This is a genomic window from Microbulbifer sp. SE14, from assembly GCF_059834885.1.
In genome coordinates, this window is record NZ_JCBAJA010000010.1 from 148,823 (window position 1) to 166,420 (window position 17,598).

A 17,598-nucleotide genomic window follows, 5' to 3' on the forward strand; every position below is an offset into this window, starting at 1 on the left:
CCTGCATGGCAGGCTCCTACAGGGTGCCGAGTCTTAATTCAGCACTATTGCCTTTAACCCTGCTGGTTCAGCAGCTTGTACATCTCCACACCGGCCATGATGAAAGGCCCTATGCCCTTCAGGTCGTCGTCGACAACCGGCTCGCTCATGTAGTAGCGGTAGCTGCCATCGCGGCCGAAGCCGAGGCCGGCCACTTCGCAGTTGTTGGTCAGGCTCACGCTGCCGTCGGCGTGCACCTGCATGAATTCGTCCAGCAGCCCCCGATAGGATTTTTTCGCCAGGGGCGCATAGGAATCGGGCAGGTAGCCGTTGTTGATGGCCTTGGCAAAGAAGTAGGTGAACATGCTGCTGGCGCTGGCTTCCAGGTAGTTGCCCCGTGCACCGGCCTTGTCGGCGACCTGCCACCAGGTGCCGCTCTCCCTGTCCTGGTATTTTTCCAGCGCCGGTGCCAGTTCGTTGATCATGTCGATCAGGTACTGGCGCTGCTCGGCGCTTTTTTCGGTGCTGTCCTCGGGGATATAGTCGAGCACGTCCACCAGCGCCATGGCCATCCAGCCCATGCCGCGGGACCAGAAATTCGGGGACAGACCGCTCTCCTTGTCCGCCCAGTCCTGCGCCTTCGCCTCGTCCCAGGCGTGGTAGTAGAGGCCCGTGTACGGGTCGCGCAGTTTTTCGCGCACCATCTTGAACTCCGCCAGCACCTCCTCGAAGTCACCCTCTTCGCCATGTTCGACGCTCAGCTTTTCGTAGTGGGCGAGAAAGGGAATGCCCATGTAGACGCCGTCCAGCCATACCTGGTGCGGGTAGATCTTCTTGTGCCAGAAGGCCCCGGCGGTCGTGCGGGGATGCTGCTCCAGCTGTTGCGCCAGTGTGTTCACTGCGGCCCTGTAGCTTTCACTCTGGTTGCGCTCGTACAAGCGCAGCAGCACCTTGCCGGCGTTGATGCTGTCGATGTTGTACTTCGATTGCACATAGCCGTTGATGCTGCCGTCTTCGTTGACGAAGGAGCCCATCACCTTTTCCACCACATCCTGATAACGGGGCTCGGGGGTTGCCCGGTTGAGGTCGTCATAGGCCTGCATCAACAGACCGGTGGTGTACTCGAAATAGGCCGGGCGCTTGCGGTGCGGGTCTATGCCGCCGAAGGCCAGGCTGTAGGCACTGCGCTCCAGCTCGGAATTCGCCAGGCGCACACTCCACTGCAGGGCCGCATCCGCGCTCAGCGGTTGCCGGGTCTGCGCCTCGCTCAGCGCGGTGGTCAGGCGCTTGCGCAGCGGCATGGTGAGTTTTTCCGCCTCCTGCGCGAGATATTTTTCAAACTGTTCGGCGCTGGTGATGGGGCCGTGCCGGCTCTCCACCTCTTTCGCCCAGGCGGCGGTGAAGTAATAGTTGAAATCATTGGTGGCCGGTTCCTTGAACACCACCACCTGGTTGTGCCCGTCCTCGGTCACCTCCCTGATGGTCTTCTTCTGCACCAGCAGACCCATGCCCAGATCGCTGCCATCGAGGCTCTGCTGGCCCCAGGTACCGATATAGGTCCAGGCGCCGCCGGGGATATCCAGGTCGCCGACCATCAGTTGGGTGCCCGGGTGCTTGACCAGCCCGCTCACCAGGGCGCCGAGACCTTCGCTGGTCTGCCCGTTCACTTCCACCAGGCGGCTGCCGGCGCGCATGGCGAGATTGGCAGTCAGGTCGGCCTGCTTTCCTGCTTCCGGTTTCCAGCCTTTGTATTCGATATTGAATGAGGAGTAGAGGCTGCCGTTGTCGACGATTTTGGCCGACCAGTCCTGCACGTCACTGACGCGCACGACTTTTTCGCCATCCCAGTAGCCGTAGCCGCCCACACCCAGGGAATCGCCGACTTTCAGGATATCCATGCCCCAGTCGGACATCTCGTGGTAGGAATCGAAGCCATCCTGCCCCACGCGCTGCAGTACCGGCTCGCCGGTGCGCTTGCCGAAGATGTCGAAGCCGTTGCGCCAGTCCAGGTAGACCCGGTAGCCCACCAGGTCGGACTCGATGCCCGGGCCCTCGTAGCGGATAAAGTAGGAGTGATCCGTGTGCTCGGCGGGCAGGTCCAGCTGGCTGACATTCTGGAAGTGCCCGCCCTCGTATTTCCTGTCCACCCACTGGCCGCCGGTCTTGTGGGAGATTTCCGCCTGGGTGCGCTTCTGCGCGGCGGGCTGCTCGCCGCTGGCGGGCAGGATTTCCAGGTCGACCTTTTCATCCACCTGCAGGTCCAGCAGGAAGACTATGCCGTCGGCACTGCCGTCCGCGTCGCGGTCCACCCGCTGCACCGGCAGGAATTGTTCGCCTTTGACCGCTAACGGCTTTGCATAGCCCTCACTCAAGCCGAGTTCGCGGAAGCTCAGGTAGACGGACTCGTCCAGGCGCGGGAATGCCGAGGGATTGGCCAGCTGCAGGCGGGCGATCCACTCGCTCTGCGAGGGCTCCGCAGCACTCTTTTGATCTTTGCTTGCCGTCGAATCTTTCGCCTCGCCGCAGGCGGTCAGGGCTATTGCGGCGGCGAGCAGTGGGTAAACGGAACTGGATAATTTCACTGTCTGTCCCTCGTCGTTATTTTTTCTCTCAAAAACGCGGGCCTGCGCTGTAGGAGCCTGCTTGCAGGCGAACAGCTACGAAGCACCGATCCTTTCGCCTGGCAGATTTTTGCTCCTGCAAAATCTGCATTTCCGCTGGGCGGCACTCCGCCATCCCTGGCGGTCACAGCAGGCTCCTACAGGGTCAGGCTGGTGCGAAGAGCTTGCCGTTGATACGCAGACCTTTCGCGGTGAATTCTTTCACCGCCTCTATCACGCCGAGTTCTCCCGCGCGCTTAATCTCGCTGTTGGAAATATGCAGCCCGCGAATCGGCGCTCGCTCGAAGCCGCGGATATGGAAGGCGCGCCGGGCCTGCTCGCAGCGGAGCTTGTCCACGAAGATGTTGTACACCTTCGGATCGAAGGCGCCCTTGTCGCCCTCCTCGTAGAAGAAGTTGATCACGATTGCGTCCTTCACCTGGCCTATTTCCAGGTTGCGCACATGGATGTCGTGAATCTCGCCGCCGCGCATCGCATTGGTCTTGATGCGCAGGCCGCGCTCCAGGTTGGGGCTGCTCATGGCGCAGTTCTCCAGGAACACATTGCGCACGCCGCCGGAGATCTCGCTGCCCAGCACCAGGCCACCGTGGCCGTCGCGCATGCGGCAGTTGCGGATCACGATGTTCTCACTCGGCGTGGCCAGGCGGCGGCCGTCGGCGTTGCGGCCGGACTTGATCGCGATGCAGTCGTCGCCGTTGTCGAACAGGCAGTTCTCGATCAGTACGTTGCGGCAGGACTCCGGGTCACAGCCGTCGGAGTTGGGCCCGTGGCTGATGGTGGACACGCCGCGCACGGTGAGGCTCTCGCACAGCACCGGGTGGATCACCCAGAAGGGGGAATTCTCCAGGGTCACGTCCTCGATCAACACATTGCGACACTCGTAGAACTGCACCAGCGGCGGGCGCAGGTAGCTGCCGTCGGCGTAGACCCGCTCGGCCACCGGCACGCCGCTTTCCGCTTCATCGAACAGGGCCTTGCGCGCGGCGTGCTGGGTGGGCCCCTCATTCGAACTCTGGGCGCACTTGCTGTTCTTGCCCTTCCAGGGCCACCAGGTGTCGCAGTCGGCGCCGCCGTCGATGCGGCCCTTGCCGGTCAGCGCCACGTTTTCGCAGCCGTGGGCGTAGATCAGCGGCGAGTAGCCCATCAGCTCCATGCCCTCCCAGCGGGTCTTCACCGCCGGCAGGTAGCGATCGGGCTCGGGGATAAAGGAGAGGACGGCGCCCTCCCGCAGGTGCAGTTCGGTGTTGGAGGCCAGGTGGATGGGGCCGCTGCGGTAGCGCCCCGCCGGCACCACTATGCGCCCGCCGCCGGCCTCGCGGCAGGCGGCCAGGGCGCGGGCGAAGGCCTGGCTGTCATCCGCACTGCCGTCGCCGCTGGCGCCAAACTTGCGGATATCGAAATCCCGCGCGGGAATCCGCGGCAATTGTATGGCATCGAGAATCTCCGGCACCTTCGCCCAGGGGCCACTGTAGTCCGCCAACGGCGGGCGGCTCATGGCCCGGGACAGCGACGGTACCAGAGTCGGTGCTATGGCCGCGGCGAGGACGGATTGCAGAAAAACGCGCCTGCTGAACCCCATGGTTGCGCTCCCGTGGAAGTTATTTTTGTGCTCGGGTTCAGGTCAGGAAAAATTGGAAAGACCGAAACCGGGGAATGGCTCTAGTCTGTCATACCAATTATGGCTAGGCAACAGCCGGGAAGTGCGGGTTTCGATCATTGTGTAGGTTGGGCTTCGCGGAGTTCAGCCCAACCTACACTTTTCAGGGAAGGGCGAAGCGCTGGCGGGCGGCGTTGACTTCGCGGCGGGCGGCCTCCAGGGCCTCGGCCTCGGTGGCGTCCAGCAGTTGCTGTACCACGCGCTGCAGGTGATCGCGCATGGCGTTGCGCGCGGCGTCGGCGTCGCGGCGCTTGATGGCATCGAGGATCCTGCGGTGCTCCTCGATGCGCGGCTTGGAACCGGCCTGGCGCACCTTCTCGAGGATGCGCGCGGACACCGAGGAGCTGTTGCGCAGCTGCCACAGGTGTTCACACACGGAGACCACGGCGTCGTTGTGGGTGCCGCGGGCGACGTGCAGGTGGAACTTCTCGTCCGCCACCTCCGCCTTGGCCTCGGTGGCGTTCTCCGCGACCATCTCCTGCAGGATCAGCTCCAGTTGCGCTATCTCCTCATCGCTCATCTGGCGGGCGGCCAGACCGGCGGCCTCGCCCTCGAACATGATGCGCGCCTGCAATATCTCGAAGGGGCCGATATCGGAATCGGTCGGCTTGAAGTTGCCGGCCTCCGCATCCACCACATAGACACCGGAACCGCCCTTCACTTCCACGCAGCCCGCCAGTTCCAGGGCGATGATGGCCTCGCGCACCGTGGGGCGGCTCACCTCGAAGCGCTCCGCCAGCTTGCGTTCCGCCGGCAGGCGCGTGCCGGGCGGGTAGTCGCCGGCGGCTATGGCGGCGGCCAGCTGTTCGGCCACCTGTTGGTACAGTCGGGCACCCTGCATCAGGCGTGTCTCCAAATTGGTCATAAAGAAGCTGTGGCGCAGTTTAACAGATGGGGCTAAACCACAACAACAGAACCTCCACCGCAACAGTCTTACCAAAAATCAACATTGCGGCCTTACCAATATAGTGCTAGATTTCAACCATTCACAGAGTACAACCGAGAAAAACAAGATTTCTGGCCGCTGGCGGCCTACCCTTGCATCGCCGGCCCGCTACAGAGTCAGTTACACAGATGGACCTTATTCATATTCACGAAGCCGACAATGTCGCCCTCTGTCGCGCCCAACTGCCCGCCGGCAGCCTGGTGAACTGGCGCGGCGGCATGCTGGAGCTGGCGACCGATGTGCCCGCCATGCACAAGGTGGCGGTGGCTCCCATCGCCCGCGGCGACGCGGTGCTCAAGTACGGTCAGGTGATCGGCTTCGCCAGTTGCGATATCGCCGCCGGCGAACATGTGCACGAGCACAATATGGGTGCCGGCGCCCACAGGTCCGACTACGCCTTCTGCAGCGAAGTACCGGTTACCGACTACATAGAGGAAGGCGCCCGCGCCACCTTCCAGGGCTTCCGCCGCGCCAGCGGCAGGGCCGGCACCCGCAACTTCCTCGCCGTGGTCTCCACGGTCAACTGCTCGGTCACCGTGTCCCGCGCCATTGCCGCACACTTCACCAACAGCGGTGTGCTGCGCGACTTCCCCAATATCGACGGCATAGTGGCCCTGGGTCACGACAGCGGCTGCGGCATGTCCACCCACGACGAGGGCTACCACAACCTGCGCCGCACCCTGAGCGGCTATATCGGCCACCCGAATTTTGCCGGTGCGCTGCTGATCGGCCTCGGCTGCGAGGCCATGCAGGTGGCCAGCGTGCTGAGGGAGAGCGGCCTGGAGACGGGGCCCCTGTTCCAGACCCTGACCATCCAGGGCTCCGGCGGCACCCGCGCCGCGGTGGAGGCCGGGGTGGAAATGCTCACCGCGATGCTGCCCTCCGCCAACGCCTGCCAGCGCGAGACGATTCCCGCATCGGAACTGGCCCTGGCGGTGCAGTGCGGCGGCAGCGACGCCTATTCCGGCATCACCGCCAACTCGGCCCTGGGCGCCGCAGCGGACCTGCTGGTACGCCACGGCGGCACGGTGATCTATTCGGAGACACCGGAGATCTATGGCGCCGAGCACCTGCTGACCCGCCGCGCGGTGTCGCCGGAGGTGGCGCAGAAGCTGGTGGACAGGATCCGTTGGTGGGAGCACTACACACAAATCAACGGCGTGGCCCTGAACAACAACCCGTCACCGGGCAACAAGGCCGGCGGCCTGACGACCATCGCCGAGAAATCCCTCGGCGCCCAGGCCAAGGGGGGCACCAGCGCACTGCAGGATGTCTACCTGTACGCGGAGCCGGTGCGCAGGAAGGGACTGGTGTTTATGGACAGCCCCGGCTTCGACCCGGTATCGGTCACCGGGCAGATAGCTTCCGGGGCCAGCGTGATCTGTTTCACCACCGGGCGCGGCTCCGCCTTCGGCTCCAAGCCGGTGCCCAGCATCAAGCTGGCGAGCAATTCGCAGTTGTTCCAGCGCATGCGCGAGGATATGGATATCGACTGCGGCGGCATTCTCGATGGCGAGTACACGGTGCCCGAGTGTGGGGAAATGATTTTCCAGCGCATACTCGCCATCGCCTCCGGCGAACAGAGCGCGAGTGAAAAGCTCGACTACGGCGACAACGAGTTTGCGCCCTGGCGGATAGGGGCGGTGATCTGAGTCGGTTCGGATTTCTCTATCACAGCGCTTGCTTCCGCTTTCGCCGGTAGTGGGCGGCGACCTTGGCGCGGTTGCCGCAGGTGCCCATCGAGCACCAGCGGCGCCGGTGGTTCCTGGTGGTATCGTAGAAATAGAGAATGCAGTCCGGCGCTTCGCACTGCTTGATCAGGCCGGGCTCACAATCCACCAACAACTCCGCCGTCGCTTCCGCCACCGGCACCAGCAGGTGCTCCAGCCGGCTCCATTCACGGCAATACGTCAGTTCAAGCCCCTCCTCCCCGCGCACCAGTTGCGGGTAGCCCCTCCGCTCGCGCAACAGGCTGTTGAGCAACCCGATCGTCTCCTGGGGCACAGGTTCTCCACTGGTGAGATTCCGGACCGCACTGCGGACTGCACCGCGGACCTCCAGCGCCAGGTGAAAAGCGTTGTCGCAGTCCCGCCCGCGCCCTATGACGCTGAGCCCCTCTGTTGCCTCCGAAGTGACGCTCCCCGCGGCCAGACTCCACTCCAGCAGGTCGTCGAAGCCACCCAGCAGATCCACCTCGGCGCCCTCGTGCATCACCCGGGTATTGAGGAAGTCCAGGGCCAGCTGGCCAGCCACCAAAGGGAATTCCCGTCTGTCGTTTGTCTCAGCCATAACCCTCTCCGGTCTCGCCGGAGAAATCTAACCACTAAAAAATAGTTTGACAAGTTAACTCCATTAGCTAACCATTTAAATGGAGTTTCAAGGGTTATTCATGGGGGAGCCGAAACTATGATCAACAGAATCCCCACAGCGGTCTGCGCCGTCCTGGCCCTGGCAATCGTCGTCGGCGCCGCCTCCGCGGTGGCAGACGCCCGTTTGGAGAGAGCTGAGCCAATGATTGAAGAAAACCCCACGGCGGTCAGGTATGGGACCGTGGAACTGGACGGCACAAAAATTTTCTATCGGGAAGCGGGTTCGCCGGAGGCGCCGGCACTACTGTTACTGCACGGTTTCCCCTCCTCCTCTTTCATGTTCAGGAATCTCATCCCGCTTCTGGCGGATCGCTATCGCGTTATCGCGCCCGACTACCCGGGCTTCGGCTATAGCGGCTTTCCCGATCCCGAGCGGTTTCACTACAGCTTCGATCACTTCGCCGAGATCATGGAAAAGTTCACCCGCTCCATCGGCCTGCAGCGCTACGCGCTCTATCTGCAGGATTACGGTGCACCGGTGGGGCTGCGCCTGGCCCGCAGCGCACCGGAGCGGGTGACGGCGCTGGTGATTCAAAACGGCAATGCCTATGAGGAGGGGTTGAGCGGGGAGACCCGGCCGCTTCAGGACTACTGGCGGAATCCGAGCCGAACCAATCGGGAGACAATTCGCGGCTGGCTCAACCCGGAGGGGATACGCCTGCAGTACATCGCCGGCCTACCCGCATCACAAATCGAACAGCTGAGCCCGGACCCGTGGCATTTCGACTGGTCGCACATGAGCCGCCCCGGCAATATCGAAGTCCAGCTCGACCTTCTCTACGACTACCGCAACAATGTCACCCGGTACCCGCAGTTTCAGAAATACCTGCGCGAACACCGCCCCGCCACGTTGATCGCCTGGGGCCGCCACGACCCTTTCTTTACCGTGGCCGGAGCCCGAGCCTATCTGCGCGACCTGCCGGATGCCGAGCTTCACCTGCTGAATGCCGGCCACTTTGCACTGGAAACCCACAGCGCGGAGATAGCGGCACTGATAAGGGATTTTCTCCAGCGGAGGCTGAAGGGAGAAAAGAAAGAGTGACAACTCCGGGCACAGCGATATCGTGCGCCCTGTTACATCCACGCCAGGCTGCTGAGCAGGGTAAGGGTGGCCCCCAGGGACAGCAGTACCGAGTAGCTGATACCCAGGGTGAAGAATTTCGCCAGGGTCATGCCCCAGCCCTGGTCGTAGACGCGCTTCTGCATCAGCAGCAGGTAGATCGGCATCCACAGGATCAACAAGATCGTTGTCCAGTCACACAGGTTTCTCACCAGCGCATATTCCTGCAGCCCAGCCCGGATATCCACCAGAATAGTCACCAGCAACAGCGCCAGGCACAGGAATGCGTGGCTGTGCAGCGCAACGATCAGGTGTTCCATATACAGCCGGCGCTTGAACAGGTACAGGCACCACAGCATCAGTGCGAAGATCGGCAGCAGCACGAACAGCGTCGATGGGACAGCGCCGATCAGCGCCTTCTTGAAGCGATTTGGGTCCACCCGCAGGACTTTGACATTGTCGCTGGCGCGGGTGGCCTGGACGGTGAGCCAGTCGTTCACCGCCTGCGGGAAAACCGCCACCTCTACGGGTTCGGCCTCGGGATTCCAGCAGTCTCCGCCGAGACCCAGCAGGCAATCGCCGTCTTCATCGGCCGGCTCCGGCGGTAACTCTTCGCCATTCAACTGGGCGATACGCAGTTCCGCCTGCCACTGCACCTTGCGCTCTGCCTTGCCCAGGCCCGCCAGCGCCGCGGGAACATCCGCGCTCTCCGTCTTGGCCTCGGCCAGTTCCGCCAGAATCTCGTCGCGCAGCCGCTCCACATCCTCCACGGTTTCCGCGCGCGCTATCTCGCTGTCGGGATCCATGACATTGATATCGCCCCAGTCACTGCTGAGCTGCACGATAAAAAAGGTGGTCAGGCACAGGAAGATAAACAGCCGCACCGGGCTGACATAGCGCACCCGGCGCCCGGCGAAATACTCACTGGTGAGAAACCCCGGGCGCACCAGCAGCGGCCCCAGGGTGCGGGCGATACGGGAGTCCAGCGCCAGCAGCGTGTCGAACAGATCGCCGAGAATGCTGGAGAAGTGCCGCACCATGCCCTTGACCGGCTGGCCGCAGGCGTAGCAATGGGGGCCCAGCAGCTGGGTTTCACAGTTGGCACAGAGACTCCCTGCGGCGGCGGAGCCCTCGGCCTTGCGAGTGGAATTGTCTTCTTCGATATTCATCTTCGACTCTTCTTATTTTCCGTTAAGGCCGGCAACCCGCCCCGCGGGCAAACAGTTACAGCCACACCAGCCGCGCCATCACCGTGAGCGTGGCGCCGAATATCAGCAGCGCAAAGTAGCCCACGCCGAGGATACCGAATTTCAGTATCGTCAGCGGCCAGCCCTGCCCGTAGACGCGCTTCTGCATCAGCAGCAGATAAACCGGCATCCATGCAAGCAGCGCGCCCAGCAGCCAATTGCACAGATGGGCGGCCGCCGGATACCCGCCGCCCAGCCACTGCTGCAGCCAGAAAACCAGCACCATCAGCAGCAGCGTCATGGACAGGAAGGCGTGGCTGTGCAGCGCCACCAGCAGGTGTTCCAGGTACAGCCAGCGCGAAAACAGGTAGAGGATTCGCAGCATCAGTGCGAACAGCGGCAGCAACATGAACAGGGTAAAGGGAATGGCGCCGACCAGCGCATTCTTGAACGCGTTCGGGTCCTGGCGGATGCGCTGGATATTGCCCGCCAGTTGATCCACCGGGCGCAGGCTCCAGCCGTCGCCCGCTTTCATTTGCAGCGGCCCCAGTTGCGGTTTCCACAGCGCATTCCCGTCGGGCGCGGCCTCCTTGGGAGACAGGCCTGGCTCCGACTGATGCAGTTCCTCGATGCGCAAGCGCGCGCGCTGCAGGACTACCTGCTCCATGCCGCTCATCACCCCGGACAATCCGGGGACATCGGCACTTTCCCGCGCGATTCTGCGGGCCTCGTCCACCGCCCGGTCGCGCAGCCGTTCCACCTCCTCCACAGTGGAAGCCGCGTCTATGGAGGCCTCCACATGCGACAGTATGTTGTCGCCGCCCGCGCCGCTGAGGGGCGCCGCGCTGTTCCAGTCGGTGCTTATCTGTATCGCGAAAAAGGCAATCAGGCACAGGAATACAAACAGCCGCACCGGGCTGACATAGCGCACGCGGCGGCCGGCGAGATATTCGTTGCTGAGAAATCCGGGGCGCAGCAGCAGAGGACCCAGCGTACGGGCAATACGGGAGTCCAGGCCGAATACGGAATTGAAAAAATCGCCGACGAAGGTGAGGAAATGCTTCGCCATGCCTTCCACCGGCTGGCCGCAGGCGTAGCAGTGGGGACCGAGAAGCCGGGTACCGCAGTTGGCGCACTGCACCGGGAAATCGGTGGCGGGCTCCGCCCGGCTTGCGGAGTCCGCGGCATCAGCATTTGTTGTCAATTTGTTCTTGTTTCCTTACCGGCTTACGAGAGCACCGGCCGCTGCCAGAAGCGCACTTTTTTGCGCAGGCGCGCCGGGGTTTCCCGCGCGGGGATCTTGTGGACAAAGTTCCTGCGCGCGCGATGGTACTCCGAATCCGGATCGAAGAAAATCGCGTGCATTCTTTCCAGTTCCTCGTCCCGGTATTGCTGCAGCGGCTTGCGTTTCTCGTCGGCCCTGCGCAGGTCCCGCTTGGCCTCGAGATGCCGGATGAGCCGGCGGCTCTGGGAGATTCCCTGGCAGAAGCTGTCCAGCTCGCGCCGGTAACTATACCAATCCTCGTCGAACACCTCGTCGGCGAAGCCTATCTGCAGGGCCTCGGTGGCCAGCAGCGGCAGGCACTTTTCCGTCAGCGACGCGGCCAGCTTTTTGCCCACCCGCCGCGGCAGCAGGTAGGTCCAGTACTCGGAACCATAGAGGCCCATGGTCCGGTAGTGCGGGTTCAGCACCACCCCCTCGCGCGGCACCACGTAGTCGCAGGCCAGGGCCATGATGGCTCCACCGGCGCCGGCGTTGGTGCGCAGCGCGGCGACGGTGATCTGCTCCGGCGTATTGACGATCGCCTCCACCAGGTCGTCGATCGCATTGATATTTTCCCAGGACTCCCGCGCCGGGTCCTCGGCCGCCTCAATCACGTTCAGGTGCAGGCCGTTGCTCCAGAAGTCCTCGCCGCCCATCAGCACTATCACCCGCGCGTCGCTCGCCTGTAGCTCCCGGTATTGCTGCAGCAGCCTGCGGCACTGGTTGGTGTCCATGGCACCGCCGGCGAAATCGAAATAGAGGTAGGCGACGTCGTCAGCCCGCTCGACATAAATGTCCTGCACCGGTTCGGCCATCTTGCGCAGTTCCCGCGGTGGCTTTTCCAACAGCGGCGCCAGCACCCGTGCGGCGGGCAGCTTGATGCCGCCGTCGCGCCTGGCCTGCAGTATCCACACGGCACCGTCGGCGGTGGCGCGGCAGAGGGCGCCGTTGGAGCGTGCGATGAATTCGCCGGCGCGGCCCGTGAGGCGGGTCTCGCGGCGCACGCCGTAGAGGTAGACGGTCTCACCGCCTATCTCCTCGCGGACACCGGGCGCGCTGTCCGCCGCGCGCAGCCTGGTGATCACCGTGTCGGTGCCGTCGCGGCGCCAGTCGATGGCGCGCTGCGCCTGGACCATGGGCGGCTGTAGTTTGCCGGGGGCTTTTTCCGGATCCAGCGGGCGCGGGCGGAAGCTGCGGTCCTGCAGTGAGGCGACGGCCCGCTTGACCAGCAGCGCCGCCGCGGCGGTGACCTCGCGCCGGTAGAGGCCGGCCTTGCTGGCGGCGCGCAGCGGAAAGCCGGCGGTGCCCCAGATATCCCCGGCGTCCATCTCGCCGTTGGCCTGCAGCAGGGTCACGCCCCAGTCGGTGCAATTGTTTTCTATGGCCCAGTCCAGTGACGAGGGGCCGCGGTCCCCCTCGATACCGGGGTGCACCACCAGGCAGGGGGTCTTCTGCCAGATGCTGGCGGGGATGCGGTGGAGCAGGTAGGGGCAGATGATCAGCCGCGGGCGGAAATCGGCGACTGCCTTTTCCATATCGGCCTGACTTGTAGCCAGCTGCACCGAGATTTCGCAACCGAGCAACTCGAGCTCGCGGTGGACCCGCTGGCTCAGGCCATTGAAAGCGCTGCACAGCAGTAAAACGCGCATAGTGACACTCCCTGTTACTTTTATGCGTTGTTTGGAGGCAATCCCGCGCCCTGCCCGATTCAGGGGCGCACGACAGATGCTTATTGAATGGGCGGCAGAAGTACCCCGCTCATCGACAGACTCCCCAAACCGGTGTCCACAGTTATCGGGGGCGCTTGGGAACTGGCGGGAAAAGACACCGCCCAAGTCGAACCGCAACTCCCGATCCGGGACACCGGTTATTGCAAATAATTAGCAGGAACTGTGCCTCTAAACCCGGCACGGTTCCAGATTTTTATCGAATTGCGATTCAGTTCTCCTGCAGGAAGCGCGCTATGGTACGCAGACCGTGGCCTTTGGCGCCCTGGGCCCAGAGATCGTTGGCACTGGGCTGGTAGGAGCCGGACAGGTCCATGTGCACCCAGTTGCGCCCCTGGTCGCGCACGAAGCGGGCCAGGAAGGCGGCGGCGGTGGAGGCGCCGGGGCTGCCCTCTATGCCCACGTTGGCGACATCGGCGAAGCCGGACGGTATCTGCTCCAGGTGGAAGGGCTCCAGCGGCAGGCGCCAGGCCTTTTCGTTTTCCTCTGCGGCGGCATCCAGTACTTTTTGCGCGGCCTCGTCCTCGAAGCTGAGCACCGAGTTGTAGTCGCGCCCCACCGCCATCTTTGCAGCGCCGGTCAGGGTGGCGGCGTCGAGTATCCACTTCGGCTCCTGTTCCGAGGCGGCGATCAGGCCATCCGCCAGCACCAGGCGCCCCTCTGCGTCGGTGTTCAGGATTTCCACGGTAACGCCGTTCTTGTACTTGATGATGTCACCCAGCTTGTAGGCCTGGCCGGAGATCAGGTTCTCCGCGCAGCAGAGATACAGCTTGACCCGCTTCTGCAGGCCGCGCGCAATCGCCAGCGCCAGGCCGCCGGTGACCATGGCCGCGCCACCCATATCGGATTTCATCGTCGCCATGCCGGCGGAGGGCTTGATGCTGTAACCGCCGGAATCGAAGGTGATGCCCTTGCCCACCAGGCAGATATCCACCTCGGCACTGTCATCACCGCTGGGATTGAAATCCAGCTGCAGCATCGCCGGCTCGCGCGCGCTGCCGCGGCCGACGGTGTGGATGCCGACAAAGTCTCCCTTCAGCAGTTCGTCGCCGGCGACGATCCTGTAGCTGACCGCGTCCGGCGCCAGCTTCTGCAGCAACTCCGCGGCGCTCTCCGCCAGCACCCGCGGGGACACCTCCTCCGGGGTGCCGTTGGTGATCTCCCGCACCCAGCGCGCGGCCGTCTCGCGGGCATTCAGCTCCTTCAACTGGGCGGCAGCCTCGGTGCCCCAGTCGAGCTTGTTGTCGTTGCGCGGGTTGAAATAGCCGGCCCAGAAGGCCCAGCGCCGCTCCAGGTCCCAGCCGTCGCCGGCCAGCTGCACAGCGCCCACACCCATGCCGTCGAGGCGGCGCGCGGCGCGCTGGGCGGCCACCAGGGGCCCGCCGGTGGCCTTGGTGGCGTGCACCGTGGCGCCGTTGGCGGTAAAGCTCATCAGGGCCTTTTCCCCGCCCCAGGTCTCCGCCGCCGCTGTCTCAACCAACTGAACCTGCATTGCCTTCGTCATACATCATCCTTCAGTGAAATCGTCGGGTGGATTTGCCGGGCATTCTACCAGTCTATAGCTCCCCTCTCCCGCTCACTCCATTTCCCCTCCCCCAACCCCTCCCCCGCCTGCGGGGGAGGGGTTGGGGGAGGGGAAATGGAGGCAGCACCGTAGACATTTGCGCCCCCGGAACCACGACAGATAAACTGGCAGCCTGGATATAAAAAGAACATAGGGAAGTTCTCATGGCCGAGTCCTGCAACTACCACGCCTCCGCCGAGGCCGCCTGGCACTGCCAGCCCTGCAGCCGCCACTATTGCGGCAGCTGTATCCCCGGCGGAGCCGCCAACTACCGCAACGGCCTGCCGGACTGCCCCCTGTGCCGCAAGCCGCTGGACTATATCGGCGCCAGCAACAGCGCCAGACCCTTCTGGCAGATGGGTCTCTTCTACTTCCGCTACGCGCTGCAGCCGGGACCGCTGACAGTGCTGGCCCTGGCCACTGCCACCAGCCTGATGATCTCCGGCCTGGGCCTGATCTCCCTGTTGGTGCTGCTGGCCGTGGTGGCCCTGGTCAGCCGCTACAACCTGCTGGTGATCGAGAAGCTGGCCGGCGGCCAGCTGCAGGCACCATCCTTCGGCGACGCCCTGGACGGCAACAGCGCGCCGCTGTTCTTGAAAGTGATCGGCATGACGCTGATCGCCGGCTTCGTCGGCTACAAGCTGATCGCCTTCGGCCAGGGCGCACTGCAGCTCTACTCGCTCGCCCTGTCCCTGCTGGCCCCGGCGGCGATGATAGTGCTGGCCCTGGAGGGCAGCCTGCGCGCCGCCATCAACCCGCTCAAGCTGCTGCAGTTCACCGTGATTATCGGCTGGCCCTACCTGCTGCTGTGGCTCACCACCAGCGCCGTCTCCGCCGCCCCCGGCTACCTGGTGATGCTGGTGGCGGACAAGCTGCCGCCCTGGGCCATAGTGCCGGTGATCGCGGCCGCCACCTGCTATTTCTCCATCGTCACCAGCGCCATGATGGGCTATATCTGCCTGTCGCGGCAGCAAAAGCTGGGCATCATCGCCGAGCGGGACGACGACGGCGACTACCTGGAGGAGAGGGAATTCGATCGCGCCCGCGCCCTGGCGGAAGGCCAGATACTGATGCGCGAGGGCGACTTCAATGCCGCGCGCCGCACCCTGGTGGAATGCCTGCGCCGCTACCCGGACGACCCGACCCTGAACGAGCGCTACTACCGCCTGCTGCTGGCCACCCAGGACAGAAAAGCCCTGCGCGAACTGGGCCCGCACCTGCTGGAAAAATTTATCCGCATGAACCGGTCGCACAAGGCGGCCGAACTCTACCTGGCCACAGATCCCCTCCCCACCATCGACAAGTCCCACCTCCGCCACGGCCTTGCGGAGGCCCTCTACCACCAACAGAAATTCCGGCCAGCGGCGATGTTGTTGAACAATCTGCACAAGGAGGACAAGGACTACCGGCAGTTGGATGCGGCCTATCTGCTGCTGGCGCAGATCTATATCGATGGGTTTAATCGGGAGGATTTGGCGAGAAAGCTGCTGAGGTTCGTGCGGAAGCATTTTCCCGACAGTAAGTTGCAGAAGCAGGTGGGTACGTTGGAGCAGATACTGGATGGGGCGCAGATGGCTGGCTGAGCTTTGAATTACACTGCCATAATTTGATCCTTGGCAGAGGGTGAGACGCCCAGATACGACGAAGCCCCGGCTGGGCAATTTGCCGGGGATTTAGTGATTTTAACGCTGCGTAAATCGTCGGTTCACTACTTACAGCCGACGTCCCGAGGCATTAGTGCCGTCCACGACCCTGTCCCCCTCAGCATAGACTCTGCACGGCGCTTCCACATCGAAGTCGGCACGCCGGGACTCGCATTTATCCAGCGCCCGCTGGTTGGCGGTGTCCTGGTCGGGTGAGTCGAAGACATAGCCGAGCGCATAGGCCCCCTTGTAATCGAACGCCAGGGCGAGCGCCTTGTAGGATGAGTAGCCCCGGTATTTGGCAAAAGTACTACCCAGTGAATCTCCCGCCTGCCGCTGAGCGGAGGGTGCACCGTCGGCCGGCAGGTCCGACAGCATGGACTGCAATCGCTCGCGGGACTCCTGTCCGCTTGTCTGCATAAGCAGAGGGCGCGCCACATAGGCAAATCTTTCCGCATCCCGGCCCAGGTACAGTTCATGGGCATACCACCACGCGATCTCCCTCTGCCGCGGCGCCCGTAGATAGGCCTGCTCCAGCATTTCCAAATACTCTTTTCGGGGATATCCCAGCTTCTGCATGGCGATGGCCAAACCGTACCAGTGAGATGCCACCTCGTCGTTATCGTTGACCAGGGAGACGAATTTGTCGCGCACTTCGATCATCTGTCTGGAAACGCTCTTCGTTCCTTTCCGCAGTTCTCGATGCATCCACAGCCAGGCCTGGGCGCTGCGGCACCACAGTTCGCCGTGCAAATCAATGGGAATGATCGCCAGCATTTCCTCCGCCCGCTCAAAGGCACGGGCTCCCATCTCAGCGAGAGCCATCACCGACGTCATCTCGTGACTGTCTGCTCCTTCGGCACGCGCGTATTGCACCAACTCCTCCAGGGACTCCGAATTGCACCCGGACATGACCATATAGCGAGCAATCTCTGCCAGGGCGCGGCGCTGGGACATGGGTTTCAGCTGCAAACTCGGCGACCGATAATCATCAGGCAGCTGAGCCTTGATCTGCGGAAACCTGCTCTTTACCTGCTGCAAATAGGCCTGCTCCAGATCCTCGAGCGGCATGTCCAGAGCCTCGATGAGCGCGTCTACCGGATCGGCACCGCGATTGTAGGCCTCGGTATAATCTTCAATCCTGTCCACCTTGCCGCTGCTCATGAGCAGCCAGTGTGTCAGCATCCAAGCACCGGCATAGGTTTTGAGCCTCTGCTCCTTGCCCACCGTTACAGGCGTGGCCCGTAACAAATCCTCCAGTGACATGGGGTGGTCGTGGACCAGGGAGCTGGCGAGATCTATCGGAATGCCGCCGAACACATACTCGCCATCACCGGAAAATTCCACCGTTGAGAAAAGCTCCGCAAACCCCTCACTGTACCAAAATGGATACTGAACTGGGTTCCCTGCATACGTAAGAAAATGTGTGTACTCGTGAAACAAAATCTCTCGGGCCGGGTTCTTGAGTATTGTAGTGGCATAGTGAATCTGGTCACCTGGTTTTGAGTGTATGATCACTCACAGAGAAAGTCAGGTGGATATGATGACGAAGAAGAGAAATTTCAGCCCGGAATTCCGTCT

General features: G+C 63.0%; 12 protein-coding genes. 3 read left to right on the forward strand and 9 right to left on the reverse strand.

Annotated features, from left to right (window positions below; genetic code table 11):
- Positions 1-53: 53 nt before the first annotated feature.
- The 3 genes from AC6R19_RS09600 to AC6R19_RS09610 all read right to left on the reverse strand — a co-directional run bounded on the left by AC6R19_RS09600 (position 54) and on the right by AC6R19_RS09610 (position 5,122).
- The gene (locus tag AC6R19_RS09600) at positions 54-2,561 is read right to left on the reverse strand and encodes a DUF4861 family protein (protein WP_500579582.1); all 2,508 of its coding nucleotides are present in this window, start codon (positions 2,559-2,561) and stop codon (positions 54-56) included.
- 184 nt (positions 2,562-2,745) lie between these two features.
- The gene (locus AC6R19_RS09605; RefSeq protein ID WP_500579583.1) at positions 2,746-4,179 is read right to left on the reverse strand and encodes a glycoside hydrolase family 28 protein; all 1,434 of its coding nucleotides are present in this window, start codon (positions 4,177-4,179) and stop codon (positions 2,746-2,748) included.
- 181 nt (positions 4,180-4,360) lie between these two features.
- Positions 4,361-5,122, reverse strand: a complete 762-nt coding sequence (locus AC6R19_RS09610) for a FadR/GntR family transcriptional regulator (RefSeq protein WP_500579584.1) — start codon at positions 5,120-5,122, stop codon at positions 4,361-4,363.
- Between the two features lie 209 nt (positions 5,123-5,331).
- On the opposite strand from AC6R19_RS09610, the gene AC6R19_RS09615 reads away from it, so the two are divergent.
- Complete coding sequence (locus AC6R19_RS09615) at positions 5,332-6,855, forward strand: UxaA family hydrolase (protein ID WP_500579585.1); 1,524 nt, start codon at positions 5,332-5,334, stop codon at positions 6,853-6,855.
- 19 nt (positions 6,856-6,874) lie between these two features.
- Here AC6R19_RS09615 and AC6R19_RS09620 read toward each other — a convergent pair whose 3' ends face one another.
- On the reverse strand, positions 6,875-7,492 hold the full coding sequence (locus AC6R19_RS09620; protein WP_500579586.1) for a CGNR zinc finger domain-containing protein: 618 nt from the start codon (positions 7,490-7,492) through the stop codon (positions 6,875-6,877).
- Between the two features lie 117 nt (positions 7,493-7,609).
- Here AC6R19_RS09620 and AC6R19_RS09625 point away from each other — a divergent pair, with 117 nt between their 5' ends.
- Positions 7,610-8,614 (forward strand): alpha/beta fold hydrolase, encoded by a 1,005-nt coding sequence (locus tag AC6R19_RS09625; RefSeq protein WP_500579587.1) that lies wholly within the window; start codon positions 7,610-7,612, stop codon positions 8,612-8,614.
- A 32-nt stretch (positions 8,615-8,646) separates the two neighbouring features.
- Here AC6R19_RS09625 and AC6R19_RS09630 read toward each other — a convergent pair whose 3' ends face one another.
- The 4 genes from AC6R19_RS09630 to pepB all read right to left on the reverse strand — a co-directional run bounded on the left by AC6R19_RS09630 (position 8,647) and on the right by pepB (position 14,314).
- Positions 8,647-9,801, reverse strand: coding sequence for a DUF3667 domain-containing protein (locus AC6R19_RS09630; RefSeq protein ID WP_500579588.1), 1,155 nt, complete (start codon positions 9,799-9,801; stop codon positions 8,647-8,649).
- A 55-nt stretch (positions 9,802-9,856) separates the two neighbouring features.
- Complete coding sequence (locus AC6R19_RS09635; protein WP_500579589.1) at positions 9,857-11,023, reverse strand: DUF3667 domain-containing protein; 1,167 nt, start codon at positions 11,021-11,023, stop codon at positions 9,857-9,859.
- 23 nt (positions 11,024-11,046) lie between these two features.
- Positions 11,047-12,732: a hydrogenase maturation protein gene (locus tag AC6R19_RS09640; RefSeq protein ID WP_500579590.1), complete on the reverse strand. Its 1,686-nt coding sequence runs from the start codon at positions 12,730-12,732 to the stop codon at positions 11,047-11,049.
- Positions 12,733-13,021: 289 nt separating this feature from the next.
- On the reverse strand, positions 13,022-14,314 hold the full coding sequence (pepB, locus tag AC6R19_RS09645; RefSeq protein ID WP_500579591.1) for an aminopeptidase PepB: 1,293 nt from the start codon (positions 14,312-14,314) through the stop codon (positions 13,022-13,024).
- A gap of 224 nt (positions 14,315-14,538) precedes the next feature.
- On the opposite strand from pepB, the gene AC6R19_RS09650 reads away from it, so the two are divergent.
- Positions 14,539-15,957, forward strand: a complete 1,419-nt coding sequence (locus AC6R19_RS09650) for a hypothetical protein (RefSeq protein ID WP_500579592.1) — start codon at positions 14,539-14,541, stop codon at positions 15,955-15,957.
- A gap of 129 nt (positions 15,958-16,086) precedes the next feature.
- On the opposite strand, the gene AC6R19_RS09655 is transcribed toward AC6R19_RS09650, so the two are convergent.
- Positions 16,087-17,364: a hypothetical protein gene (locus AC6R19_RS09655; protein WP_500579593.1), complete on the reverse strand. Its 1,278-nt coding sequence runs from the start codon at positions 17,362-17,364 to the stop codon at positions 16,087-16,089.
- Positions 17,365-17,598: the final 234 nt, after the last annotated feature.